The 24,037-nt window shown below is 71.5% G+C and carries 22 protein-coding genes and 2 pseudogenes; 11 read left to right on the top strand and 13 right to left on the bottom strand.

Going from position 1 to position 24,037, the window contains the following annotated elements; genetic code table 11:
• Positions 1-167: 167 nt before the first annotated feature.
• Both ABZ937_RS41540 and ABZ937_RS41545 read right to left on the bottom strand, forming a co-directional pair.
• Entirely contained in the window at positions 168-1,601 is a 1,434-nt protein-coding gene (locus ABZ937_RS41540; protein ID WP_361700523.1) for an MFS transporter, read from the bottom strand.
• Between the two features lie 118 nt (positions 1,602-1,719).
• Complete coding sequence (locus ABZ937_RS41545; RefSeq protein ID WP_361700526.1) at positions 1,720-2,397, bottom strand: SGNH/GDSL hydrolase family protein; 678 nt, start codon at positions 2,395-2,397, stop codon at positions 1,720-1,722.
• Between the two features lie 290 nt (positions 2,398-2,687).
• Here ABZ937_RS41545 and ABZ937_RS41550 point away from each other — a divergent pair.
• The 5 genes and pseudogenes from ABZ937_RS41550 to ABZ937_RS41570 form a co-directional block, all read left to right on the top strand.
• Positions 2,688-3,390, top strand: a pseudogene (locus ABZ937_RS41550) (sugar phosphate nucleotidyltransferase); the annotation flags it as partial.
• On the top strand, positions 3,387-4,286 hold the full coding sequence (locus ABZ937_RS41555; protein ID WP_361700528.1) for an amidohydrolase family protein: 900 nt from the start codon (positions 3,387-3,389) through the stop codon (positions 4,284-4,286). The pseudogene ABZ937_RS41550 and the gene ABZ937_RS41555, both read left to right, overlap by 4 nt.
• Before the next feature lie 363 nt (positions 4,287-4,649).
• On the top strand, positions 4,650-5,174 hold the full coding sequence (locus ABZ937_RS41560) for a hypothetical protein (protein ID WP_361700529.1): 525 nt from the start codon (positions 4,650-4,652) through the stop codon (positions 5,172-5,174).
• Between the two features lie 67 nt (positions 5,175-5,241).
• On the top strand, positions 5,242-6,147 hold the full coding sequence (locus ABZ937_RS41565) for a DMT family transporter (RefSeq protein ID WP_361700574.1): 906 nt from the start codon (positions 5,242-5,244) through the stop codon (positions 6,145-6,147).
• A gap of 229 nt (positions 6,148-6,376) precedes the next feature.
• Positions 6,377-6,454 (top strand): annotated as a pseudogene (locus tag ABZ937_RS41570) (alpha/beta hydrolase); the annotation flags it as partial.
• A gap of 144 nt (positions 6,455-6,598) precedes the next feature.
• Here ABZ937_RS41570 and ABZ937_RS41575 read toward each other — a convergent pair.
• Positions 6,599-7,207: a TetR/AcrR family transcriptional regulator gene (locus ABZ937_RS41575; protein WP_361700532.1), complete on the bottom strand. Its 609-nt coding sequence runs from the start codon at positions 7,205-7,207 to the stop codon at positions 6,599-6,601.
• Between the two features lie 250 nt (positions 7,208-7,457).
• On the opposite strand from ABZ937_RS41575, the gene ABZ937_RS41580 reads away from it, so the two are divergent.
• Complete coding sequence (locus tag ABZ937_RS41580) at positions 7,458-8,618, top strand: MFS transporter (protein WP_361700535.1); 1,161 nt, start codon at positions 7,458-7,460, stop codon at positions 8,616-8,618.
• Between the two features lie 271 nt (positions 8,619-8,889).
• Here the strand turns inward: ABZ937_RS41580 and ABZ937_RS41585 are convergent, their stop codons facing one another.
• From ABZ937_RS41585 to ABZ937_RS41610, 6 genes are all read right to left on the bottom strand, one after another.
• Complete coding sequence (locus tag ABZ937_RS41585; protein ID WP_361700537.1) at positions 8,890-10,143, bottom strand: MFS transporter; 1,254 nt, start codon at positions 10,141-10,143, stop codon at positions 8,890-8,892.
• 83 nt (positions 10,144-10,226) lie between these two features.
• Complete coding sequence (locus tag ABZ937_RS41590) at positions 10,227-11,387, bottom strand: cysteine desulfurase family protein (RefSeq protein WP_361700540.1); 1,161 nt, start codon at positions 11,385-11,387, stop codon at positions 10,227-10,229.
• A gap of 20 nt (positions 11,388-11,407) precedes the next feature.
• Complete coding sequence (locus ABZ937_RS41595; protein WP_361700542.1) at positions 11,408-11,983, bottom strand: ArsR family transcriptional regulator; 576 nt, start codon at positions 11,981-11,983, stop codon at positions 11,408-11,410.
• 60 nt (positions 11,984-12,043) lie between these two features.
• Entirely contained in the window at positions 12,044-12,799 is a 756-nt protein-coding gene (locus tag ABZ937_RS41600; protein WP_361700545.1) for an MBL fold metallo-hydrolase, read from the bottom strand.
• A 67-nt stretch (positions 12,800-12,866) separates the two neighbouring features.
• Positions 12,867-13,913 (bottom strand): nuclear transport factor 2 family protein, encoded by a 1,047-nt coding sequence (locus ABZ937_RS41605; protein WP_361700548.1) that lies wholly within the window; start codon positions 13,911-13,913, stop codon positions 12,867-12,869.
• Positions 13,914-14,003: 90 nt separating this feature from the next.
• On the bottom strand, positions 14,004-14,804 hold the full coding sequence (locus ABZ937_RS41610; RefSeq protein ID WP_361700550.1) for an alpha/beta hydrolase: 801 nt from the start codon (positions 14,802-14,804) through the stop codon (positions 14,004-14,006).
• 288 nt (positions 14,805-15,092) lie between these two features.
• On the opposite strand from ABZ937_RS41610, the gene ABZ937_RS41615 reads away from it, so the two are divergent.
• A complete protein-coding gene (locus tag ABZ937_RS41615) occupies positions 15,093-16,040 on the top strand; it encodes a helix-turn-helix domain-containing protein (RefSeq protein ID WP_361700552.1) in 948 nt (315 codons plus the stop codon).
• Between the two features lie 43 nt (positions 16,041-16,083).
• On the opposite strand, the gene ABZ937_RS41620 is transcribed toward ABZ937_RS41615, so the two are convergent.
• Complete coding sequence (locus ABZ937_RS41620) at positions 16,084-16,251, bottom strand: hypothetical protein (protein WP_361700555.1); 168 nt, start codon at positions 16,249-16,251, stop codon at positions 16,084-16,086.
• Positions 16,252-16,468: 217 nt separating this feature from the next.
• Here ABZ937_RS41620 and ABZ937_RS41625 point away from each other — a divergent pair, with 217 nt between their 5' ends.
• Together ABZ937_RS41625 and ABZ937_RS41630 are read left to right on the top strand one after the other, a co-directional pair.
• A complete protein-coding gene (locus ABZ937_RS41625) occupies positions 16,469-17,959 on the top strand; it encodes an alpha/beta hydrolase (RefSeq protein ID WP_361700558.1) in 1,491 nt (496 codons plus the stop codon).
• Between the two features lie 171 nt (positions 17,960-18,130).
• Positions 18,131-18,928, top strand: coding sequence for a VOC family protein (locus ABZ937_RS41630; RefSeq protein ID WP_361700560.1), 798 nt, complete (start codon positions 18,131-18,133; stop codon positions 18,926-18,928).
• A 49-nt stretch (positions 18,929-18,977) separates the two neighbouring features.
• Here ABZ937_RS41630 and ABZ937_RS41635 read toward each other — a convergent pair whose 3' ends face one another.
• Positions 18,978-19,931 carry a hypothetical protein gene (locus ABZ937_RS41635; RefSeq protein ID WP_361700563.1) on the bottom strand — a complete coding sequence of 318 codons (954 nt, stop codon included), beginning with the start codon at positions 19,929-19,931 and terminating at the stop codon, positions 18,978-18,980.
• Between the two features lie 574 nt (positions 19,932-20,505).
• Here ABZ937_RS41635 and ABZ937_RS41640 point away from each other — a divergent pair.
• A complete protein-coding gene (locus tag ABZ937_RS41640; RefSeq protein WP_361700575.1) occupies positions 20,506-21,759 on the top strand; it encodes a pyridoxal-phosphate dependent enzyme in 1,254 nt (417 codons plus the stop codon).
• A 37-nt stretch (positions 21,760-21,796) separates the two neighbouring features.
• Complete coding sequence (locus tag ABZ937_RS41645; protein WP_361700566.1) at positions 21,797-22,078, top strand: heavy-metal-associated domain-containing protein; 282 nt, start codon at positions 21,797-21,799, stop codon at positions 22,076-22,078.
• Between the two features lie 102 nt (positions 22,079-22,180).
• Here ABZ937_RS41645 and ABZ937_RS41650 read toward each other — a convergent pair whose 3' ends face one another.
• Both ABZ937_RS41650 and ABZ937_RS41655 read right to left on the bottom strand, forming a co-directional pair.
• A complete protein-coding gene (locus ABZ937_RS41650) occupies positions 22,181-22,735 on the bottom strand; it encodes a pyridoxamine 5'-phosphate oxidase family protein (protein WP_361700569.1) in 555 nt (184 codons plus the stop codon).
• 13 nt (positions 22,736-22,748) lie between these two features.
• Positions 22,749-23,978: a cytochrome P450 gene (locus tag ABZ937_RS41655; protein ID WP_361700572.1), complete on the bottom strand. Its 1,230-nt coding sequence runs from the start codon at positions 23,976-23,978 to the stop codon at positions 22,749-22,751.
• Positions 23,979-24,037 lie beyond the last annotated feature (59 nt).

Here is a 24,037-nt window from a genome sequence, read left to right on the forward strand (position 1 = left end):
GCAGTCGATGCACGCCGCCGCGGACACCGGACGCTCGCTGCGGGAGGTGACCCGTCGGCTGCGCCGGTACGCCATCACCGGTGTGCCGGTTCCGGTGACCTGCCCGGACGTCCCTACGGCTGGGCCGCTTCATCCGCGGCCCCGGCCATGTCTGATGAGCCTCGCATTCAGCCCTGGGTTGCCGGCCGCTTCGGCAGAAGGAAGACGACAATGCCCGCGATGACAGCGAAGACCAGCACCCCGAAGGACGCGACGGCGAAGGCGTGGCCGGCGGCACTGACCCTGCCGACGCTCTCGGGATGGAACGAGCTGAAGAAGATCGCTCCGATAGCGGCAACGCCCAGCGCTCCGCCCACCTGCTGGGCCGTGGACAGGACGCCCGACGCGACACCGGCCGACTCCGGCTTGACGCGGCTCAGCACCGTGTTGAGCGCCGGCGTGATGACCAGTCCGCCACCGACGCTCTGCAGAACGAGGGTCGGGATCACGAGCAGCGGAGTGATCCGCGGGCCGGACACCAGCAAGACGCCGGTCGACAGGTAACCCAGTGCCAGGATGATCGCCCCGACCTCGAGGACACGTCGTCCGTATTTCGGGATGATCCGGCTCGCCACCATGCTGAACACGAAGAACGCCGTGGCTGCCGGCGCCTGGACCAGGCCCGCGCCGAGCGCGGACATGTCGAGGCCTTGCTGCATCGTCACCGACAGGGCCAGGTAGTACGAGTAGATCAGCGCGTACAGGGCGAGGACGAGAATGAGCCCGAGCGAGAACGAGCGCTGCTTGAACAGCGTCAGCGGTACCAGCGGATCCCCGCCCCGCCGTTCCAGGCCCCGCTCGATCGCGATGAACAGGCCGAAAGCGACCGCACTGCCCGCGAAGCAGGCCCAGACCCACCAGGGCCAGCCTTCCTCCTGCCCCTGGATCAGCGGGAGCACCAGGAGGAAGAGGGCCGCACTGAGCACCAGCACGCCGGGCATGTCCAGCTTGCGGGTGGCGGCTGCACCCGTCTCCGGCACGAATCGCATGGCGAGCAGGATCAGGGCGATTCCGATCGGCACGTTCACCCAGAACACCATGCGCCAGCCGGAGTCGAACAGGTTGGCACCGATCAGCAGTCCGCCGATGACCTGTCCGCCGATGGTGGCCATACCCATGACGATGCCGACCACGCCGTAGACGCTGTGCCGCCTCGCCGCCGGCACGAGTACCGTGACGAAAGCGAACACCTGGGGGACCATCAGGGCGGCTCCGAGGCCCTGGACGACACGCGAGGCGATGAGTACGCCTGCGTTCGGTGAAAGCGCGCAAGCGACTGACGACAGAGTGAACAGGGCCACCCCGAGAAGGAAAATCCGTTTGCGGCCATACAGGTCGGCCAGGCGAGTAGCGGTAATGATGAAGACCGCGTAACTCAGCTGGTAACCCGCCAGGACCCATTGGACATCGCTGTCGGAGGCATGCAGATCCGCCACGATCGAAGGGTCGGCGACCACGACGATGAACGAGTCAAGGACCGCCATGAACATGGCGGCCAGGACGACTCCCATCGTCATCCACGGGATAGCGTCAGCTTTGGCGGCCGCTACCGGCTCGCTCACTGATTGCTGACTACTTGCCACGATAAGAGACCTCTTTATTTGTCGGGGTCCGGCAATGTATGAACCCGGGAAGCTCGGCTGGCGCTTTGGCCAGTCGTGGTCAGGCCCGGGGCGATGATTACGCCGATGTGGTGCGTCCCAGGGAACCGGCCAGCTTCTTGACCACCTCGGCCGCCATGACGGCCTGACCCGAGGTCGAGAAGTGGATGCGATCCTCACTGAGCAGGTTGTCGCGGTCGTTGACCGGGTGATCCCACATGTCCACCACGACGGCGTCGTATTCGGAAGCCAGCCCGCGCACGATCTCGTTGACCGTGGCAATCCGTTCCGGCCAGTCCGGGAAAACCGGGACGACATACGCCCTGCCGAGCGTGAAAGTGGTGAGCAGGGCGCCGGTCCCCTTCGCCAGGTCATACATCTGCCGAAGTGTTCGCTCTATCTCACCGAAGTCCGGCTTGCGCCGCACGATGTCATTGGCCCCGCACGGCACGTGGAGCAGGTCCGGAGAGAACTCGACCATGCGGGCCGCCTGGTTCTCGAGCGTCTGGGCGGTTGTCGCCCCGATCTCGGAGAGGTTGAGGTACTCCAGATCCGGCCGGACAGACCGTAGGACATCGGCAACCCGGTCCGACCAGCCCTGATCCTGATAGCCCGGGGTGGGATCGCCGGTACCCGCCGAGAGGCTGTCCCCGATGACGGCATATCTGCCCCACGGGGCCCCGGCCAGCAACGCCACGGCATCCGCTTGGTCCAGACAGAACGGGTCGGTCGCTTCGGTGAAGACGGGTTGCTCCATGCAGAAGAGCGTACAGTCGGTCGTATGCTTTCTCAACCGCGGCTGCCGGGCGGCGTCCAGCCAGTGCGGCGTCTGCTGCCGGTCCGGGGAAGGTCTCAAGCGGCTCGCCGGACTGTGTTCGCTGCTGATGTCGGATGCCGATGCCGAGGTCGGCAGGGCAACGGCCTGGGGCCCGGACGGGCATTGGTAGCGTCGGGACGCGCTGCGCCGGCCGGCACGGCACGCCGACCGACGGAGAGAGACCTGATGCCCCCGACGATCCGCAGGGCCGTGATCCCCGCCGCCGGACGCTGCGCGCCGACGGCAGGACGGCGTACGCGGACGCGGTGGAGGAGGTCGCCGAGCTGTCCCGCCAGGGACAACATCACCCACCTCGACCAGCACGGCCCGTACGGAAACGGCACCCCCGTCCTGAACGCCGCCCGCTCCTTCGCCGACGAGCCCGTGCTCGTCCTGTGGCCCGACGATGTCTTCGTGGCCGAAGTGCCGCGGGCCCAGCAGCTGATCCGCGCCTACCACAGGACCGGCTGCCCGGTACTGGCGTTGCTGCCCATGAACCGTGACGACTCCCAGCGCTACGGCGTGCCCATCGTCGCGGAGGACCGGGGAGAGGGCATGCTCCGCATCACCGGCCTGGTGGAGAAGCCCAGGCCGGCGGAGGCTCCCTCGGAGTACGCGGCCATCGGCGGCTACGTCGTCACCCCAGCCATCGTCGACGAGCTGCGCGAGCAGACCCGCCGCTGGTTCGAGGCCCGCGACAAGGGCCGGCCGGTGGGCGAGATCTGTCTGACCGACGCGATCAACGCTCACGCCGCCCGAAACGCGGTCTACGGGCAGGTGATCCAAGGCACCTGCTACGACACCGGTAACCCCTCCGACTACCTCGTCGCCCAGATGGCCCACGCCCTGGCCCACCCCGCGTACGGGCCCGTCCTGCGCGACCTGGTCCACCGGCTCGACAGCCCGGCCCCCACCGAGGACGACACCAAGTGAGTTCCGCACGCACGGCTTTGGGCGAGGAAGCCGGTGAAGTCCGCCGTTTCTGGGGTGGGCTCGGTCTTCCTGGGCTGATCGACGTCCACACCCACTTCATGCCCGAGCGGGTCCTGCACAAGGTCTGGGACTACTTCGACACCAACGGGCCGCTGATCGGCGGGCTGAAGTGGCCGATCACCTACCGGAAGCAGGAGGCGCAGCGGACAGACCTGCTGCGGGAGTTCGGCGTCCGGGCCTTCACCGCGATGCTCTACCCCCACAAGCCCGGCATGGCCAGGTGGCTGAACGGATGGGCGGCCGACTTCGCCCGCCGAACCCCCGACTGCCTGCACACCGCCACCCTCTACCCCGAACCGGACGTCGAGGCGTACGTCCGCGAGGCCGTCGAAGCGGGAGCGCGCGTGTTCAAGGCCCATGTGCAGGTGGGAGCGTACGATCCGGCCGACGAACGTCTCCAGCAGGCGTGGGGGACATTGGCCGAGGCCCGGATCCCGGTGGTGATGCACTGCGGCTCCGGACCCGCGCCGGGCAAGCACACCGGCCCCGAGCCGGTCGCGCGACTGCTGGCACGCCACCCTCGGCTACGGCTGATCGTCGCGCACATGGGCATGCCCGAGTACGTGGAGTTCCTCGACCTCGCCGAACGGTACGACCAGGTACGGCTGGACACGACGATGGCGTTCACCGACTTCGCCGAAGGCTTCATGCCGTTCCCCCGCCCGGCCTTGCCACGGCTCGCCGCCCTCGGCGACCGCATCCTGCTCGGCTCCGACTTCCCCAACATCCCCTACGCCTACCTGCACCAGCTCCACGCCCTGGAACGGCTGGGACTCGGACCGGAGTGGCTGCGAGCCGTGTGCCACGACAACGCGGCCGGCCTGTTCGGCCTGTGACGCGGTCGAGCCGGCCAGCGCCGACGAGGGCGCGCTCGCGGTGAGCGCCTCGCCGGCCTCGGAGGGTGTCAAGGAGAGCAACGGAACCCGGTTCGACTGGGACGACATCGACGGCAAGTTCGGCTCGAACACCGCGTACGCCACCCAGCAGCTGCAGCTGACCACAGCGACTCCCTGGAGGATTCGGCGAAGAGGGCCCAGGCGCGGGTCGGAAACCCCGGCGCCTGGGCCCTCCGCGTTTCCCTCTCGCGCTGCGGCAGTGAAGCGGGAACTTCCCGGCTCCGTCGTGCGTTGCGGAGGACGACCTGATCGTTTGACGAATGACACGGCGGCGGTGCCGTCGTTGGGGGAAGTGAGCAACCCATGGCCATGGTGGGCCTGTTCTGGATCACCGAGGGCGACGTGTACGTGGGCGCGAAGCCGTCCGGTCTGGCTCCCGGGGTGCGCCTGACCCCGGAGGGCGTGGTGGCCCTCGGTGACGGACAGTCCGACCTCTACCTGTGGGAGGACATGGAGGCCCTGACGGTCGCGGACGTCCCGGTGAAGTCCCTGAAGCGGCAGGTCGGTGTGGTCAAGGACCTCGCTCTGGGAACGGTGATGGAACTGGCCCTGCCCATGGGCAGCCTGGGCGACGACGCCCCGCCGATGATGACGGTGCGCGTGGAATCCTCCGACGCCGAGCACGAGTTGGCGGCTTACGTCGCCGCGGCCGTCGGGTACCCCCAGACCGAGGTCGACCTGTCCCGCGCCCTCCTGACCCGCCTCACGCAGGGTGCCGCGACGATGGCGACGACGCTGGCGGCGATGTCGGAGTGGGGCCGTGCGTGGGAGGGTTCGTCGCCTCGGGCGGCGGAGCGGGAGAGGCTGTTGCGGGGGTGGCTGGGCTAGATTCTCCGGTCACGAAAAATCGCGTGCCGCGCGGCGCCTGATCGTCGACAATCCCCGCGTGGCCACCATGAACGTCGACACGACCAAGCGCGGGCCGTCCCTCCGCCCCGCCGTGACCGCTCTGGCCGGACGTACCTTCGGCGTGATCCCGCCGCCGGCGCTGGTTCTGCTCGGCATCGTCAGCGTTCAGGTGGGCTCGGCATTGGCCAAGCACCTGTTCAGCGCGGTGGGCAGCTTCGGGACGGTCGGGTTGCGACTCTTCTTCGCGGCGGCGGTGCTGATGCTGTTGTGGCGGCCGTCGCTGCGGATGAATCGTCGCGCGTGGACGGTAGTGCTCGGCTACGGCGTGACTCTCGGCTTGATGAACCTGTGCTTCTACCTGGCGCTGGCCCGGATCCCGCTGGGGATCGCGGTCACCATCGAGTTCCTCGGGCCGCTGGCGGTGGCCCTGGCCGGATCGAGGCGATGGCTGGACGCTCTCTGGGCCGTGCTCGCGGCAGCCGGTGTGGTCCTGCTGATGGAGGGGCGCGGCGACCTCGACCTTGTCGGCGTTCTGTTGGCCCTCGCCGCAGGAACGTGCTGGGGACTGTACATCCTGGTCGGCGCGGCGCTGGGCCGTCACACCACGGAAGGCAACGGTCTGGCTCTGGGCATGGCCGTCGCGGCCCTGGTGGCTGTGCCCTTCGGCGTGGCCGACAGCGGAACGGCGCTGATGCAGCCGTGGGTCCTGCTTGCGGGGCTCGGCGTGGCACTGCTGTCGTCGGTGATCCCGTACTCGCTGGACCTGGAAGCACTACGTAAGATCCCGCCGCGCGTGTTCGGCATCCTGATGAGCCTCGAACCAGCGATGGCGGCCCTCATCGGCCTCATCGTGCTCCAGGAGTCGCTGCGCTGGTCGCAGTGGATCGCGGTGCTGTGCGTGGTGGCCGCATCGGCAGGCGCCGCACGCAGCACCCGCACAGACGTTTCCTAGGCCGGCGTGCCGGCCGGATGAAGGCGCCGCATCACGTCACTCGACATGGCGTGCGGCGCTACCCCGCGCCTCCAGGTTCCAGGTGATGACCCTCTGGGGGCGGACGCGGATGATGTCCCGTCCCCGGATCTCGACTCCGCGCCCCCAGCCGCGCGGGAAGCGGCCCTGTAGTTCACCGAGGCTCTCCCCGTCTTCCGGACGTAGGCGGCGACGTGGACGAGGCCGACTAGCCTCGCACGCGGTCGCCGTCTCCCAGCCGGAGGCGGTCGCCGACCTGATCCGCGCAGCGGTACGCGCGACGAGCTGAGCCGGCGACAGAACCGGCCGCGCGGACGCTACCCCCGCATCGCGTCCGCGCGGCCTCGCTGTTTTGCGGAAGTCGCAGATGCCGGTCGGGGCGGGGCCGTGCACGTGACGCCGGGCCGGTGTTCCGCGCTGTCGAGCTGGGCGGTCAGTGTCGTTCGAGTGAGGTCAGCACCAGATCGACGCTCTGTTCCGTCAAGGCGGGTGTGACGGGTCCGTGGCCGAACAGGGCCCGGTAGTACACGGGCGCGGCCAGGGCGTCCAGGACGAACTCCATGTCGAAGTCCGGGCGGATCTCTCCGCGTTCGGCCGCGGCTCGCAGGCGGCGGGCGGTGGAGGCCCGGCGGGTCCGGAAGACCGATGCGAGGAACTGCTCGCGCAGATCGGGCTGTTGGGCGAGGTCCGCCACGAGTGCGGGCAGTACCCGGCTCACGTTCGTGGCGGTGAAGGCGTCCACGAGCGTCCCGACCCCGGTGAGGAGGTCGGCCCGCAGATCCCCGGTGTCGGGCGTGGGCTCATGGCCCAGGGCCGAGGCGACGGCTTCCGCGACCAGGTGCTGCTTCGACGGCCAACGGCGGTAGATGGCGGGCCGGTAGACGCCCACGCGGGAGGAGACCTGGCTGATGGACGTCCCCGCGTAGCCGACCTCCTCCAGCAGTTCGAGAGTGGCGCGCAGGACGGCCTCGTCGATCTGCGGGTCCTTCTTCCGGCCCGCCGCACGGGCGGTGCTGTCCGGGTGTGTCGAGCTGCGGGGCACAGGGCTGCCTTCCGGTGCGGTTCGAGGTGACTCTCCTCCCAGTCTGCCGGGTCCGGCCGGCGCCGGAGCCGAGGGCGAGGGCCGAGGGTCGAGAATTCGATTCAGTACGTACTGTATCGTAATAGGGGCATCGATACTCCCGCGCAGATCGGACAGTGCCATGCCCCTCGGCTCGCCGCCCGCTTCCCACCGCGACACGGACCGTCTGCCGACACCCAAGACACCTTCCCGCAACGGACCCTTACTCCTCGTGGCCCTCGCGCTGCTGGCGCTCAACCTCCGAGCGCCGCTCACCTCCGTCGCCCCGCTGCTCCAGCCGCTCGGCGACGATCTGGGCCTCGGTGACACGGCGGTGGGCGTCCTCACCTCCCTGCCCGTGCTCTGCCTGGGCCTCTTCGCGTTCGTCGCCCCGCGGCTCGGCCGCCGCCACTCCAGCCGCACCCTGCTGGTGGTCTCGCTGCTCGTCCTCACCGTGGGCGGACTCGTACGGACCGGACCTTCGCCCGCCGCGCTGTTCGTGGGAACCGTGCTGGTCGCGGCGCCGATCGGGGTCGCCAACGTGCTGATACCCGGGCTCGTCAAGCGCCGGTTCCCGCACTCCGTGCCCCGCGTGTCCGCGTTCTACTCGGGCGCGCTCACGTTCGGCGCCGCGGGTGGTCCCGCAGTGGCGGTTCCCCTCGCCGAGGCCACCGGATCGGCCTGGCGGGTACCGCTGCTGCTCCTCGTCGTACCCCTCTCAGTGGCCACGGTCGTGGTGCTGCTGCTCGCCCTCGACCGGCAGTCGGGCGCCAGGGGCAGCGCGCCGGCGCCGGAGTCCGGCGGGCGACCGCCCCGGCTGTGGCGGAACCCGCTGGCCTGGCAGGTGACCGTCTTCTTCGGCGCACAGGCACTCCTGTCATACACCGTCTTCGGGTGGCTGCCGGCCATGTGGCAGGACCGTGGGCTCGGTGCGGCGTCCGCGGGACTCGCGCTGTCCCTGTGCAACGCCGTCGGCGTGCTGGGCGCCTGGCTGCTGGCCGCCTCCGGGCGGCGCCTTGCCGATCAGCGGCCGGCCGGGGTGGCCGTGGCCTGCCTGACCGCGACCGGTCTCGTCGGGGTCGTCGCGGGCCCGACGGGCCTGGTCTGGCCGTCCGTCGCCGTTCTGGGACTCGGCCTCGGGGCCGGATTCGCCCTGGCGCTGAGCCTGTTCGCCCTGCGCTCGCCCGACGCGCCGACCACCGCCGCCCTGTCGGCCATGGGCCAGGGCGTCGGCTACCTGATCGGCGTGCTGGGCCCCTTGGGCGCGGGGGCGTTGCACGGCATGTCCGGGACCTGGGCGTGGCCCCTGGCCGCACTGCTGATCACCTGTGCCGTGCAGGCCGTGGTCGCTCTCGCCGCCGGCCGGGCCCGTACGCTCGGCGTTCGGCCGTGACGGCAAGGAGACCTGGTCGCCGGACTCCGGGTACGGCGGACCCTGGACGGCCGCCGGGACGGTGGCTGATGCCTTGTCAGGGACTGGGATGCCAGGGGGCGTCGGCGCGGGTCGGGCGCGCGTCGGCGGCCAGCCGGAGCGCGAAGACCGGCCGGTCGTCGCCGGGCACCGTCGATCTCCTTGCGGAGCCGGAGCAGGAGAGTGACGCAGAGCAGGCCCGTGCCGTCGACGGTGAGGTCCGGCGCCCTGCGTGTCCGGGGGTTCGCGCGGCTCATCGGCGGTAGGCGGTCGCGGCGATGGCCGGCAGGAGCGCGAGGGACAGGAAGCCGCCGGTGAGCGCGAGGGCGGGGTAGCTCGTGGCCGCGACCATGACGCCGGAGGCGATGCCGCCGGTGGTGCCGGCGATGGCGATGGAGACGTCGACCATGCCCTGGGTCCTGGCGCGGGTGGCGAGCGGCACGGAGTCGGTGATGATCGCTGTGCCCGACACCAGGCCGAAGTTCCAGCCGAGGCCGAGCAGCGCCAGCGCGAGGGCGAGCAGGCCGACGGAGTCCGCCGGGGCGGACGCGGCGAGGACCCCGGCGGCCAGCAGGGTGACCCCGGAAGCGGCGGCGACCTTCATACGGCTGTACCGGTCGACCAGCCAGCCCGTCAGCGGCGAGGGCAGGTACATGGCGCCGATGTGCAGGGCGATGACGAGGCCGGTCGCGGCGGTGCCATGGCCGTGATCGTGCATGTGGACCGGTGTCATCGTCATCACCGCGACCATGACGAGCTGGGTCAGGATCATGACGAGCGCGCCCAGGACCACTCCGCCACGGCCCTCCCGCGCGTCGCCGGCCTCTGCCGCAGTGGGGGCGGGGGAGGGCGCCTGGGCGAGGGTGCGGGCCAGGAGGAGCGGGTCGGGCCGCAGCCTGAGCGCGAGGACGAGGGCGGCCAGCGCGTAGGCGAGACCGGAGAGGAGGAACGGCCCGGCCAGCCGGGGGATCGAGAGGGACTCGGCGAAGGTCCCGGTGGGGGCGGCGAGGTTGGGACCGGCGACGCCGCCCAGGGTGGTGGCGACCAGGACGGTGGAGACAGCCCGGGCACGATGGTCGGGGTGGGCGAGGTCGGCTCCGGCGTAACGGGCCTGGAGGTTGGTGGCGGTACCGGCGCCGTAGACGAACAGGGCGATGAACAGCAGGACCGGGCTGTCCAGCACGGCGGCGGTGATGACACCCGCCGAGCCGACGGCCCCGGTGAGGTATCCGGCGGCCAGGCCCGGGCGGCGGCCGTGGGCCTGGGAGATGCGGCCGACGACGACGGCCGCCAGCGCGGAACCGGCGGTGAACAGGGCACTCGGCAGCCCGGCGAGACCGGTGGAGCCGAGCATGTCCTGGGCGAGGAGGGCACCGACGGTGACGCCCGCGGCGAGCCCCGCACCGCTGAGGACCTGGGAGGCCACCAGGACGCGCAGGATACGGCGCTGGGCCTGGCCGGCGTCGGGTATGGAGGTCGTCGTGTCGGCGGGGCGGGTGCTGGTCATGCCTCTCCTGCTTGTGTTCGGGCCCTCGGCGGGGATGGCCCTGTGCTGGTCTTCGGGTTCTCGTATCGGCCGGGTCGGCACGGTCAGCGGGTGGCGGCAGCCGCCCGGATGAGGGCCGTCGCCGCCGTCTCGACGTCCTCTGCCGTGGTCCAGCGGCCCAGCGAGAGCCGCAGGGCGGCGAGGGCGCGGTCGGGGGAGAGGCCCATGGCGGTGAGCACCGGGGAGGGGGAGTGGTCGCCGCTGTGGCAGGCCGAACCCGTGGAGGCGGCCACCTGGCCGGCCGCGGCGAGGAGTTCATGGCCGAGCGCTCCCTCGATGCTGACGTTGAGGGTGTTCGGCAGGCGCTGCTTTTCGGGCCCGTTGAGGTGGACGCGGCCGGGCAGGGCGGCCGTCAGCCGCTGGTGGAGGTCGTCGCGCAGCGCCGCGATGCGGGCCGGGGCGCGGTCGGCGAGGTCCTCGGCCGCGAGGCGAGCGGCGGTGCCGAGGGCGACGGCCAGGGCGACGTTCTCCGTGCCGGCCCGGAGTCCGCGCTCCTGGCCACCGCCGTACACGACCGGCTCCAGTGGCACGCCGTCCCGTACGTACAGGGCGGCGACGGCCTTGGGCGCGTACATCTTGTGCCCGACGACGGTCAGCAGGTCGACGCCCGACTCCTGGACGTCCAGGGGGATCTTGCCGGCGGCCTGGGCGGCGTCGCAGTGGAACAGCGCGCCGTGCGTGCGGGCGAGGCGGGCGAGTTCGCCGATCGGCTGGAATGCGCCGGTCTCGTTGTTCGCGGCCATCACCGACACCAGGACGGTCTCCTCGGTGAGGGCGGCGTCCAACGCGCCGGGGTCGACCAGCCCGTCACCGTCGACCGGCAGCACCGTCACGCGTGCGCCGTGCAGGCGCTGCAGGGCGCGGGCCGTCTCCAGCACGGCAGGATGCTCGGTGGCCTGGGTGATCACGTGCGGCCGGGACCGTCCGGAGGCCAGCACCGCGCCGCGCAGGGCCAGCAGGTTCGCCTCCGAACCCGACGACGTGAGGACAACCTCGGCCGGCCGCGCACCGATCAAGCCGGCCACCTGGGCGCGCGCCTCGGCAAGCGCCCGGCGCGGTTCGGCGCCGTAGGAGTGGCTGCTGGACGGGTTGCCGAAGAAGTCCGTCAGATACGGCGCCATAGCCTCGGCGACCCGTGGGTCGACGGGCGTCGTGGCGTTGTAGTCCAGGTACACCGGCCCGCCCGCCGGCCCGGGATGCGGCAAGAGCGCGCCGCTCCCGCCCCTCACGTCAGCTCTGCCGCGGCGACGGGCAGCTCGGCCAGCCGCCATTCGAGCATGCCGTCGTTGAGCCGGATCGCCCGCCGGCCGCGGTCGGTCAGCAGCCGCACGGCGTCATAGGCGAGCACGCAGTATTCCCCACGGCAGTACACGACGATCTCCGCGTCGTCCGGCAACTCGCTGATGCAGTCGGCCAGTTCGTCGACCGGGATGGACAGCGCGCCGGGGATGTGCCCGGCCCGGTACTCCTGCTCCGGCCGCACATCCAGCAGCACCACGTCCCCCGAGGCGACGCGGGCGCGCAGTTCCTCGCGGGTGACCTCCGTGGCGCCGCCCTCGCCGAGGTAGGCGTCGCGGGCGGCGGGCACGGCGGCCTGACGCCGCTCGGCGACCTTGCGCAGCAGCGCGAACAGCTGGGCGACGTCGTCTCCGGCCAGCCGGTAGTGGATGCGGACACCGTCCCGGCGGGTGGCGACGAACCCGGCCTGTTTGAGCGTCTGCAGATGCGCCGACGCGGTCGTCAGGTTCAGCCCGGCCGCTTTGGCCAGGGCGTCGACGGTCCGCTCGCCGGTCTCCGCCATGACTTCCTCCATGAATCCATGGAATACCGTAGAGGGAGCCGGGGGCGGGCGCACCGCCCCTTACGAGACGGATCCGGCCTTGGTGCGCAGGCGCCCCCGAGCCACGAGCCGGGCGAGCCGTCGCTGCTCCGCGACCGCCCAGCGGCCCACCCGCTCGGGGTCGAGGGGCATGCCATGGCCGACGTGGATCTTGGTGGGGTCCAGGGCCAGCATCTCGCGCAGGCTCGCCAGGTTGCCGAGCCGGTCGTCGTGGAAGGGCGGGTTGGCGGGCCGCCCCTTGACGAAGCCCAGCAACGGGGTGGCCACGAGGTCCCCGGCGACCAGGTCGCCGTCGTCGGTGAGGACGGAGACGGAGCCGGCGGTGTGGCCCGGAGTGGGCATGACGCGGGCCTCGACACCGAAGTCCGACAGGTGCGTCTCGCCGTGGATGAGCACGTCCGGTTCGAACGGCTCGGCGGTTTCGCGCACCCGCGAGCTGCGGGCGAAGAGCCGCCCGAACAGCCCGATGGGCAGGTACGGCTCACTGACCCGGCCCGCTCGGTACACGCCGAGGTCGGCGACGTGGCCGGCGATCGGTGCGCCGGTGAGCCGGCTCAGCTCCGCGGCGGAGCCGAAATGGTCGATGTGTCCATGGGTGACGACGATCAGGCGGACGTCCCTGGGGTCCACACCGTGCGCCGCGACCCGGTCGTGAATCAGCCGTCCGCTGCCGGGAGTTCCGGCGTCGACGATGATCGGTTGCCTGCCCAGCAGCAGGTAGGCGTTGACGGCGTGCCGACCGAGCACGGGAATGGGAATGACCTTGGTCGGAGACATGGAGGAACTCCTCGACAGGAATGGGGTGGGGCGGCCGGGCCGTCGGGTGAGGGGCCGGTAGGGGCGGTCAGCCGAAGAACGGGTCGTCCACGACGTGGACCCAGCCGCCGTCCGGCCGGCGTCGGAGGATCTCGGTGGTGGTGGAGATCACCGGCTCCGGTCCGGCCCCGGTGCGGGTGACGTTGTTCGACACCAGCGCGATGTCGCCGACCTCCCGGATGTCGCGCGGTTCGAGCGTGAGGCGGATGCCGCTGTCGATCATCTGCTGCAGTGCCCCTCGGATGGCGTCCGCGCCCACCAGGTGGGTTCCGGGAGCGGGGACGAAGTGGGCGTTCGGCTCGTAGAGCGACACCAGGCCCTCGATGTCACCGGCCTCCAGGTACTCCATGAACAGGGCCCCCACCTGCTGAGGCGTCTCGGCGCGGCGCCGGGCGACGGCGCCGACCGGCTTGTCACCCCAGCCGGCGGCGGCGAGCAGGTCGTACCAGGCGGGCTGGGCGCCGTAGGGCAGATGACGGCGCAGCAGCTCGCCCGGGAAGGTCAGCGGGGACGCCTTGTGGGGCTTGGCCCTGGCCTGGGTGACGATGACGTCGCTGAGCGCGTAGCCGAGGTCCCCGCGCGGGAGCAGGGCGTGCACCTCGTCGGCGAGGCCGGGCGGAAGGCTCTCACGCTGGACTCCGAGGATGTCAGTGCCGATGCCCGCCTGGGCCAGCGCCACCTCCGTGCCCTTCCGCGCGGCGATGCCGTCCGAGGTGTGCAGGGCGATGGCGTCCCAGGCGAGGGCGATGCGCCGTTCGTCGACACCGCGCTCGCGGAGGAACGCCGCTGCGGTGTCGGCGCCGTCGACCTCGAAGCGCTGGTCGCCGTTGCCCTCCTCGCTCAGTCCGATGTCATGGAGGACGCAGCTGACGAACAGCAGCTCGTCGTCGTAGTCGGCACCGGCGCGCAGGCCCTGGTTCCGGGCATGCGCGCGGGCGAAGACGTAGCTGCGCAGGCTGTGATGGAAGACGAAGGCGGGCGTGGCCCTTGCCGCATAGGCGTATGTGTCCCGGGTGAGGCCCGTGTCGGGAAGGTCGAGCTGCTCGAAGACGGACAGGGGTGCGTCGGTGGTCATGTCTCTCTCGTCGGGTCCGGGTCCGGGTCCGGGGCAGACCGGTTCGGCGCGGTGGCCGGGCGGCGCGCTCACGCGTGCCGGTCGTTGCGCTTACAGCTGGGCGACGAACGCACTGATGTGCGCAGCCACCTGGTCGGGCACCTCAAGGGGTGAGAGGTGGCCGGTGCCCTGCAGGACGGTCAGCGAGGCGGTCGGGATCAGTGGCAGCAGGTGGTCGGTGAGCACGGTCGGCGGGTCGACCTTGTCGTGGCTGCCCGCGAGAACCAGCACCGGCACCTCGATGGCTCCGACACCGGCCGACACGTCCTCGGTCAGGCCCTGGCGCGGCCACGCGAGACGGGCCTGGTCGCCGCCGCGCAGGCTGTCCTCGACCACTTGGCGGCGCAGTTCGGGAGTCAGCCCGCCGTGGGTCAGCATCAGATCGATGCTCCGAAGAACCGCCTCCTCGTCGTCGTAGGCGTGGGCAACCATCTCCCGCACCTGCTCGGTCACCCCGATCGGCGCGGGCGGCGCCGGCGCCACCAGGACGACCCCGGTCAGGCCCTCGGGCCTGCGGGCGGCCAGCAGCTGCGCCACCTTGCCGCCCATGGAGTGCCCGACGAGCACAGAGCGGGAGCATCCGAGCGCGTCGCTGACCCGCTGCGCGTCGTCCGCGAGCCGCTCCAGGTCATAAGGCCCCGGCACGCTCGTCGAGTCGCCCCATCCGCGCTGGTCGTAGGCCACGAAGCCCTGCCCGGGGTCCAGACGCCGCACCACTGGGTCCCACGTGCGGCGTGAGCCTCCCCAGTAGTGCAGGAAGATCAGCGTCGGGCCGTCTCCCTCCCGGACGTGGGCGTACACCTGGCCGCCCTGCACGTCGAAGAAGCGGCCCATCACGTTCGGCGAAGTCATCGTCAGGTCCTCGTCCACGGCCGGGGCTCGCGGACCGCTCCACGGGTGTGGAGCCGGCTGCCCCGGTGCTCGGTGTTCGATCCTGCTCCGGAACCACACTCCCGGGCCACGGCTCATCTGCCAGCATGCGTATTTTTCGGGCCACGATGGGGCGGATGGAGGCGTCACTCACCGGCCGTCATGTGGCGGACCGAGCAGCGGATTCTGCCGAGATCACCCTTCGGGCCTCGGCAGGGCGGCCGGCCGGCCCAGCCCTGCGAAACCAATGCCGGCCGTAACATTGCGGCCATGAACAAGCACCGCGTCACAGTCCTGGCGGTGGACGGCGTGCTGCCCATGGATCTGGGAATCCCCACGCAGATCTTCAATGCCCGTCCGAACACCCCCTACGAGCTCACGGTGTGCGGCGACACCGAGGAGGCCGTGACCACCAGCGCCGGTTTCACCCTCGGACTGACGGCGGGACTCGAGGCGCTCGCCGACGCGGACACGATCATCGTCCCTGGCTTCGACGACTACCGGCGCCCTCCGCACCCGCGGGTGAGGGCCGCACTCAAGCTCGCCGGCCGTGCCGGTATCCGCATCGCGTCCATCTGTACCGGCGCCTTCGCCGTCGCCTCGGCCGGACTGCTCGACGGCCGCACCGTCACCACGCACTGGGCCAGCGCGGACGACCTCGAAGAGCTCTACCCCCGGCTGCGCGTCGACCGGAACGTCCTCTACATCGACAACGACACCATCCTGACCTCCGCGGGCGTCACGGCCGGTATCGACCTGTGCCTGCACCTGGTCCGCAAAGACGTCGGCGCCGCCGTCGCGAACGACATCGCCAGGGAACTCGTCGCCGCCCCGCACCGCGACGGCGGACAGGCCCAATACATCACGAGGAGCCTCCCCGCCCCCCAGGCCACCACGCTCGCCGACACCCGCGAGTGGGCCCTGCGCGGCCTCGAAGAAGACCTGACCATCCCCCAGCTCGCCAAGCACGCCGGCGTCTCCCCGCGCACCCTCACCCGCCTATGGCGCCAGGAAACCGGCGTCAGCCCCCACCAATGGCTCCTGACCGCCCGCATCAACCGTGCGCGCGAACTCCTGGAGACCACCGACCTCCAGGTGGAGCAGATCGCCACCCGGTGCGGCCTCGGCAGCGGCGCGAACATGCGCGCCCGATTCCGTGACGCCGTCGGCGTCACGCCCACGGCGTACCGCCGCGCCTTCCACCACCAGGCCGCCTGACGGCGGGTCACACCGGGCGGGCGCATGGTTCGTCGCTCCGCCGCTACTCGCAGACAGAGCCGACAGGGACGAGTTCGCCGGTGCCGATGCACTTGTCGCCGGAGCTGACGCCGATCTTGAAGTCGTCGTCGGCGACGGCGGTGGCAGCAGCACCGGCCACGGCCGTGACCGCGGCGAGAACAACTGCTGCGACAGCGGTACGGATGCGCATGGGGATTCCTCTCAGTGGCAGGGGCCGCAGCAGTCCACGGCCGCTCGCCGTATGGCTTCCCGGCGGCTGTCCCATCCCCTACCGGCTGTCCCTCGGACGACCGCGCAGCTTCATCCGAATCGGCCAGCGCAGGGCGATGCCGGTGGGGTAATCCCCCGGTCCCCATGGGCGGCCACCAGGATGTGACGGACAGTCAAGCTGCGGCAGGCTGCTGCGCATGAAGCAGATCAAGAAGACCGCAGCCGCCTTCGCCGCCCTGTCCGCCGCCGTCCTCGGTCTCGCCGCCCCGGCCACCGCGTCCGCCGTGGCACCCGGTGCGCCCGAGGCGCTCAAGTGGACCAAGTGCGAAGGCAGTGGCCTCGATGCCCGGCAGCAGTGCGCCACCGTCACCGTCCCCATGGACTATGCCCACCCGGACAACGGCCGCACGGTCGACATCGTCGTCTCCCGCATCCGGAGCGAGAAGCCGTCCGCCCGTCGCGGCGCGCTCCTGATGATTCCCGGCGGGCCCGGCGGGCACAGTCTCGCCGACCCGTCCGGCAAGGGACAGAAGCTGCCGCAGGACGTCCGCGACGCCTACGACCTGATCGGATTCGCACCGCGCGGCCAGGCGCCGTCGACGGCGGTCGGCTGCGGGCTCGAGCCGGGCGACCTGGCGCAGACGCGGCTGCGGCCGTGGCCGGCGCCCGACGGGTCGGTGACGGAGAACCTCGTCACCGCGCGACGCATGGCCGACGCCTGCGCGCGCAACGGCGGCGAGCTGATGCGGCACATCAGCACCGTCGACGAAGCCCGCGACATCGACCGCATCCGGGCCGCGCTCGGCGAGCGCAGGCTGTCGGCGTGGGGGGTGTCGTACGGGACGTACGTCGGAGCCGTCTACAGCCAGTTGTTCCCGCAGCGCACCGACCGCGTCGTCCTGGACAGCAATGACAATCCCGATCCGGTGCAGGTCGAGCGGGCCTGGCTGGGCGCGTTCGAGCGGGGCGTCAAGGACAACTTCCCGGTCTTCGCCGACTGGGCGTCACAGCCCGGCAATCCCTACCGGCTCGCCGGCACGGCCGCCGAGGTGCGCCCGCTCTTCCTGCGGCTCGCGGCCCGGCTCGACCGCGAGCCCCTGCCCTGGCCGGGCGCCCAACCCGGGGAACTGAACGGCAATGTGCTGCGCCAGACGATGCTGAACAGCTTCTACGACCCGGACAACTACCCGACGCTGGCCCGGCTGGTCCTGGCCGCGCAGAAGGGCGAGGTGCCGCCCGCTCCCTCGGCCCCGCCGGAGCCCGTGCTGCAGAACGTGACCGCGGTTGCCGCGGCGACCATCTGCAACGATGCCGCCTGGCCCACCTCCACCGCCTTCTACCGGAAGGCGGTCGACAAGAGCCGTGCGCACTTCCCGCTGACCGCCGGCATGCCCCGCAACGCGATGGTGTGCGCCGCCTGGCCCTACGCACCGAAGCAGGCACCGGTACGGATCACCGACCGGGGACCCTCCAACGTCCTGCTCATACAGAACGCGCGCGATGTGGCCACTCCGCTCAGCGGGGCCCGCAAGCTCCGCGCCGCCTTCGGTGACCGGGCCGTCATGGTCGTCAACGACTCCACCGGGCACGACGCCTACCTGGACAACGGCACCGCCTGCGGCGACCGCACCGTCTCGCGCTTCCTGGCCACCGGCGAGCGGCCCGCCAGGGACCGATACTGCCGGTGAAAGCGCGCCGCTGAGCCGACGACGGTGCGCTCTGAGGTGGGCGCCACGTCTCCAAGGCGGATGTCACGTGGGTTTCTCGGGCCCCGCCGGCGGGAGGAGGCGTCGGCGGGCGATTGTCAGTGGCCGGTGCCAGGCTGGTTCACACAGCATCTGTGGAAGGGAACCATCGCCATGATCACCACGGACTTCGCCCCGGGCTCCCCTTGCTGGCTCGACCTGGGCGCGCCGGACGTCCGCGCCGCCGCGGCCTTCTACGGCGCCGTGCTCGGCTGGGACTACGAGTCCATGGGCGAGGGGGAGGACATGGAAGGCGGCATGTTCCGCAAGGACGGCAAGATCGTCGGCGGGCTCGGCAAGCTCACCGAGGAGGGGGCGCGCTCGGCCTGGATGATCTACTACAGCGTGACCGACGCCGACGCCACGACCCAGGCGGTCGAGCGCGCCGGCGGCACCGTGCGGGTGGCTCCGACGGATCTCGACGACTGGGGCAGGATGGCCCAGTACAGCGACCCGCTGGGCGGCCAGTTCGCCATCTGGCAGCCCGGCACGAACAAGGGGGTCGAGCTGGTGGACCAGCCGGGCTCACTGTGCTGGACCGAGCTGTACACGAGCGACGCCCGGGCCGCGAAGGAGTTCTACGGCGATGTCCTCGGCTGGAGCTTCAGCGACACGGAGCTGCCCGGCGGCGGGGGCACGTACTCCCTCATCACGCCCGCCGGTCAGTCCGAGGAGCGCATGCACGGCGGCGTCATGGAACTCCCGAAGGAGCACCTCGGCCTGGCACACGGACTGCCGTACTGGCACCCCGTCTTCGCCGTCACCGACTGCGATGCGGCGGTAGCCAGAGTCACCGAGAACGACGGCAGCGTGCAGATGGGGCCGGAGGACGCGGAGGGTGTCGGCCGGCTGGCCGTGTGCCTCGACCCGTCGAAGGCGGACTTCGTCCTGCTGACGCCGGAGCAGAGCTGAGCCGGGGGTTGGCCCCGGGCCTGTCGGTTCCTGAGGCCGGCGGTGTCGCTCAGTGGCTGTGTCCGGACTGCTTCTCCGCAGGCGCGGAGGCGTCCGGCCGCTGGGCCGGCCCGTCCACTCGGACGGTGAACGCGGCGGTGTGGACCTCGCCCGCGTGCTGGAAGTCCAGGAACAGCCGGTAGGCGCCGGCGCTGGGTGCCGCGACGGTGAAGGAGATGTCCGGCCCCGGCCGCGTCTTTCCGTCGCCGGGCTCGCCGTGGGGGTGCACGTGCAGATAGCCGAGGTCTCCGGAGCGCAGCGCCACCAGGTGGCCGTACGCGCCGAGGTAGGGCTGGAGGTCACGGACCGGCTTGCCGTTCCTGGTCACCCGCAGGGTCAGCTCGCTGTCCCTGCCGGGGGTGAGACGGCCCTGGAGGCTCACCTCGTACCCGTCGACCTCGGCCGTGGTGGCGGGGGCCGGGAGGGGTGCGGGTGCGTAGGTGCCCGCTGCGGTGAGGTCGGCGCCGAGGGTGAGACCGGAGCCGCCGCGCGGGGCGAAGTCGGCGAAGACCCGGTAGGCGCCGGCCTTGGGCAGCTTCACCGGCGTGGACCAGGTGCCGTCGGCGGCGCGGGTCGGGTGCAGGTGGCGGAAGAGGGTCAGGTCGCGCGAGGCGATGATCAGATGCAGTTCCTTGGTGTGCTCCGGCTGGTAAGTGGTCAGTGCGCGCCCGGTGGCGTCCTGTATGACCGCGAACCGCAGGTCGGTGCTCTTTCCCGCGGTGACGGCCGGAGTCTTCAGGTCGAGGGTGTAGCCCCCGTCCGACATCTGGAGCCCTCCGGGTGGCGCCGCTGACGCCTCGCCCGCTGCGTGCTCTTCGCCGTGCGACGTGCGCGCGTGGTTCCCGTGTGCCGTGCTCTCGGTCCGAGGGTTGATGTCGTCGACACCGTTGCCGACGCCGTAGGCGACGCCGAACGTGGCGGCGAGCGCGGCGGCGAAGACGGTGATCCGCAGCCCCGTGTTCATGGTGACTCCTCGTCTGTTGGCTGCACTCAGGCGGCTCGATGACCATCAACATACCCCAGGGGGGTACAGAGTCAAGCGGCGAGTCCCTTCGCATCGCATACAGGTGGGGGGTATGCGCGGTTCGGTGCCGCGCCCACGCTCCGGCGTACCCCGGAAATGGAGCGGACGGCACCGGGCCGGGCGCCCCGCCACCCGAGCACCGGCACGCGGCGGACGGCCACCTCGATCACACGGCGGACCGGCCGAGAGCCGCCCTGGACGACACCGGACTCGGTGACGAGGTACACGAGCCGCTCCTTCCCGCCGTATCGAGCGGGCGCCACGCACACACCCCGCGGCATCGGGCGCCCGCTGTCCCGCGCTCCTGTGAGAACGGCTCCGCACGCGCCCTCATCCGCGTCCTGCGGCAGTAGGGCCGCACCCGCACGCCCTGGACCCGCCCGCGGTCCCCGGTGTGCCCGCGCGCCATGCCCCCCTCGCACAGCGCCCGCCGTACCGTCGACGGGCGCGAAGGAGCCCTACGCCCATGCACCCCTCCCTGCCCGAACCGCTCGGGACGCGCACGTCCCGCCCGATGGCCGCCCGACGCCCCGCCCACCTCGTCGGCAACACCCCGGTCCTGTGGGTCGACGAGCCCTTCGCCCCGCCCGGCCGCGGCTTCCACGCCAAGCTGGAGGGCGCCAACCCGGGCGGTCCCAAGGACCGGCCCGCCCTGCACATGGTCCGCGAGGCCCGCCGTCGGGGTGACCTCGCGCCGGGTGCGCCGATCGTCGAGTCGTCCAGCGGCACTCTCGGTCTCGGCCTGGCCCTGGCCGGGCTGACCTACGGCCACCCGGTCACCGTCGTGACCGACCCCGGCATGGAGCCACCCCTGCTGCGCCGGCTCACCGCGCTGGGCGCACGGGTCGTCCAGGTCACCGCGCCGCGTCCCGAGGGCGGCCGGCAGGAGGCGCGCCGCGAGCGCGTCACCGAGCTGCCGGCCCGCACCCCGGGCGCGTACGGCCCGGACCAGTACCGCAACCCCGACAACGTCGCCGCCTACCGACCCCTGGCGGCCGTCTTCTACCAGGCGGGCGTCCTGGTCGGCCCGCTCGCCGGACTGGCCCTGCTGGCCTGGGACTTCGGCGCGGTGTGCACGGTGGCGGCGCTCGTCTTCGCGGTCCTGGCCGTCCTGCAGTCCCGCGCTCTGCCCGCCCGGCCCCCGGTCGGCCGGGGCGCCGAACCCGCCTGGAGGGCGGTTGCCGCCGACTGGCGCACGGTCGCCGCCAACCGTCCCTTCCTCCTTTTCGCGGCCGCCATGAGCGGCTCCTACGTCCTGGCCTTCCAGGTGTATCTGGCCCTCCCGCTGCACGCCCGCGAACTCTTCGGCCGGCAGACCGGAGTGGTCACGGGCCTGGTCTTCGCCGCCTCGGCATCGGCCGCGCCGGCGGGACAGCTGAAGCTGACCGCGTGGGCACAGCGCACGCTTTCCGGGCCGCAGGCCGTCGTGTGCGGGCTGGTGGTCATGGGTGCGGCGTTCCTGCCCCTGCTGCCGGAGCAGCGTGGCGTGGTGGCCGGGATGGGTGCCCTGACGGTGTGCGCGGTCCGATCTCGCTCGGCAACCTGGCCGTCGGGGCGCTGTTCGACACCGGGGTGCGCTGGCTGCCGTGGGCGGTGCCGGCCGCGACCGGACTCGGATGCGCCGGTCTCGTCGCACGGCTGCACCGGGCCCGACACCTGCGGGAAAGGCCGGTTCCGGTGGCCGGACGACTTGCCGCTGGATAGGGGTAGGGGGTATACCTATGCTTCGTCAGCGCTTGCGATACCCCAACCCTCTAAGGGTATTTGACGCGCTCAGTCTCTTCTCAACCCTCAGGAGGAAGCCCATGTCGTCCTGCTGCACCCCTGACGGCAGCTGCCACACCGGCGCGACCACCGATGTCGCGATCGACGGCACCAAGACGGTCTACGCCGTGTCGGGCATGACCTGCAGCCACTGCAAGACCGCGGTCACCGAAGCCGTCAGCGAGGTCGACGGCGTGCTGTCGGTCGACGTGGACGTGGACGCCGGCCGTGTCACGGTGATCGCCAAGGAGAGCCCCGACGACGTGCTGATCGCCAAGGCCGTCGACGAAGCGGGGTACGAACTGACCGGCCGCGCTTCCTGACGCCGGTCCTCGAAGGCGCTCCCCGCCGTGCGCGGGGAGCCGTCCGGCCGGGCTCGTGCATACCCCCGTCAGCGAGCCCGGCCGGTTCCGACGTCCGCCGGGTCAGCGAGAGACCGCGTGCGGGCGGGCGTGGCCGGAGAGCCGCGCCTGGGTGCCGGCGTCGAGCGGCAGCTCGATACGGTGGTCGATGCGGTCCTCGGCCCACCTGCGGGTGTCGATCAGCCACCAGCGCTCGACGTCGACCCGGTACAGGCGGTGCGGCGCGGGCGCCCGCAGCTGCTCCACCGGCAACTGCCACTCGGCGCGCTGCCGCGCGTCGGGGAACATCGCCTCGTAGAAGAGCGCGTAGTACGTGTCGAGCCGGTCGGGGCCGATCTCCGTACAGCGGCCGGTGAACTGCGCGCCGTCGACGGCCGCGATGTCCAGCCCGGCGGCGCCCGAGGTCACGAACAGCGAACCGCTGACCCGGGGTTCGGCGCGGATGTCACCGCTGTGCCGGGCACCGGTGGACGAGCCGAAGACGAAGTGCAGGGGATCGGGGAACCAGGCGTACTCCAGGGTGGCCACCCACGGGACCCCCTCCCGCGCGGTGGCCATGTTCAGATACCGGGCCTTGTTCAGCAGCTGCGCCGTGCGGTCGATCAGGCTCTCTTCCATGTCCATCGGCCCTTCACTTGTGCCGCAGGAACACCGGCAAGGACGAGATGTCGTTGCCGATGAACGTCTGACCCGGCGGGACGTCCTCGGGATCGACGGCGAGCGCCAGGCGCGGGAACCGGTCGAACAGGGCCGGCAGCGCGATACGGGCCTCAAGCCGGGCGAGGTGCGAGCCGGGGCAGAAATGGGCGCCGAGACCGAAGGCCAGGTGGTCCTTGCTCTCCCGGTCGATGTCGAACGTGGCGGGGTCGTCGTGGACCTCCGGGTCCCGGCCATGGGCGCCGTAGCAGATCAGGATGGCGTCGCCGGCGCGTATGACCACCCCCTCACCGAGGTCGATGTCCTCCACGGCCCAGCGCATGGGCAGGTGCATCACCGGGCAGTGCACGCGCAGGGACTCCTCGATCGCGTCGTCCCACCGGTCCGGACGCGCCCGCAGCAGGCTCAACTGGTCGGGGCGGGCGAGGAGTTCCCGGACGGTGTGGTCGATGAGGTTGATCGTCGTCTGGCTGCCGCCGCCGATCATCAGGAGCAGCGTCGACACCAGTTCGTGCTCGTTCAGCGACTCCTCGCCCTCCTCGCGCGCGGCGAGCAGGAAGCTGGTGAGATCGTCCGCCGGCGTGTGCCGCCTGGTCTCGATCAACAGGTGCATCGCCGCCACGAGGTCGTCGTACAGGGCGACCGACTCCTCCTCGGACAGGCCGGTCTTGGCCACCTCGCGGAACACGCGCAGGACTTCGGGCCGCTGGTCGTCCGGGATGCCGAAGAGGTCGCAGATCACCTGGGTCGGCACGGAGTAGGAGAACTCCTGGTGCAGGTCGACCGGTTCGTCGCCGGGCCGTTCGGCCAGCGCGTCCAGCAGCATGGCGACGTCCGCCTCGATGTGCGACCGCAGCTTCTCCACCCGGCGGGGCGTGAAGGCCGGGGTGATCAGCTTGCGGAGCCGCGCGTGCTCACGCCCGTCCGCCGTGGCCATCGAGTCCAGGTCGACCCAGGGGGAAAGCCAGGGCACGGAGCCGGGCTGGTAGCTCGGCACGGTCTTCTTCAGGTTCCGGGAGACACCCGGGTGGGTCAGGAGCTTCCTGACGACGTCGCCCCGGGACACCGACCACGCGCCCACCCCTTCGGGCAGGTGCACGGGGACGGCGGGGCCCAGTGACCGCAGGTGTTCGACCTGTGCGTACATGCATTGGCCGCCCTTGTTGTCGAGCGTCTCGGTGGGAGTTGCGCTGAAGGGAATCACTCATGCCTCCTGGCGGGGGCCGGACGTGGCGGCCGGCGCAGAAGGAGCCTGCGCCGGCC

This window comes from Streptomyces sp. NPDC046727, assembly GCF_040645635.1.
Lineage (GTDB): Bacteria > Actinomycetota > Actinomycetes > Streptomycetales > Streptomycetaceae > Streptomyces.

Excerpts from the sequence above, each read along its gene's own strand:
- ABZ937_RS41545 (WP_361700526.1), bottom strand. The coding sequence starts at position 2,397 with ATGGAGCAACCCGTCTTCACCGAAGCGACCGACCCGTTCTGTCTGGAC.
- ABZ937_RS41560 (WP_361700529.1), top strand. The coding sequence starts at position 4,650 with ATGGCCATGGTGGGCCTGTTCTGGATCACCGAGGGCGACGTGTACGTG.
- ABZ937_RS41565 (WP_361700574.1), top strand. The coding sequence starts at position 5,242 with ATGAACGTCGACACGACCAAGCGCGGGCCGTCCCTCCGCCCCGCCGTG.
- ABZ937_RS41585 (WP_361700537.1), bottom strand. The coding sequence starts at position 10,143 with ATGACCAGCACCCGCCCCGCCGACACGACGACCTCCATACCCGACGCC.
- ABZ937_RS41595 (WP_361700542.1), bottom strand. The coding sequence starts at position 11,983 with ATGGCGGAGACCGGCGAGCGGACCGTCGACGCCCTGGCCAAAGCGGCC.
- ABZ937_RS41600 (WP_361700545.1), bottom strand. The coding sequence starts at position 12,799 with ATGTCTCCGACCAAGGTCATTCCCATTCCCGTGCTCGGTCGGCACGCC.
- ABZ937_RS41605 (WP_361700548.1), bottom strand. The coding sequence starts at position 13,913 with ATGACCACCGACGCACCCCTGTCCGTCTTCGAGCAGCTCGACCTTCCC.
- ABZ937_RS41610 (WP_361700550.1), bottom strand. The coding sequence starts at position 14,804 with ATGACTTCGCCGAACGTGATGGGCCGCTTCTTCGACGTGCAGGGCGGC.
- ABZ937_RS41615 (WP_361700552.1), top strand. The coding sequence starts at position 15,093 with ATGAACAAGCACCGCGTCACAGTCCTGGCGGTGGACGGCGTGCTGCCC.
- ABZ937_RS41620 (WP_361700555.1), bottom strand. The coding sequence starts at position 16,251 with ATGCGCATCCGTACCGCTGTCGCAGCAGTTGTTCTCGCCGCGGTCACG.
- ABZ937_RS41625 (WP_361700558.1), top strand. The coding sequence starts at position 16,469 with ATGAAGCAGATCAAGAAGACCGCAGCCGCCTTCGCCGCCCTGTCCGCC.
- ABZ937_RS41630 (WP_361700560.1), top strand. The coding sequence starts at position 18,131 with ATGATCACCACGGACTTCGCCCCGGGCTCCCCTTGCTGGCTCGACCTG.
- ABZ937_RS41635 (WP_361700563.1), bottom strand. The coding sequence starts at position 19,931 with ATGAACACGGGGCTGCGGATCACCGTCTTCGCCGCCGCGCTCGCCGCC.
- ABZ937_RS41640 (WP_361700575.1), top strand. The coding sequence starts at position 20,506 with ATGGCCGCCCGACGCCCCGCCCACCTCGTCGGCAACACCCCGGTCCTG.
- ABZ937_RS41645 (WP_361700566.1), top strand. The coding sequence starts at position 21,797 with ATGTCGTCCTGCTGCACCCCTGACGGCAGCTGCCACACCGGCGCGACC.
- ABZ937_RS41650 (WP_361700569.1), bottom strand. The coding sequence starts at position 22,735 with ATGGAAGAGAGCCTGATCGACCGCACGGCGCAGCTGCTGAACAAGGCC.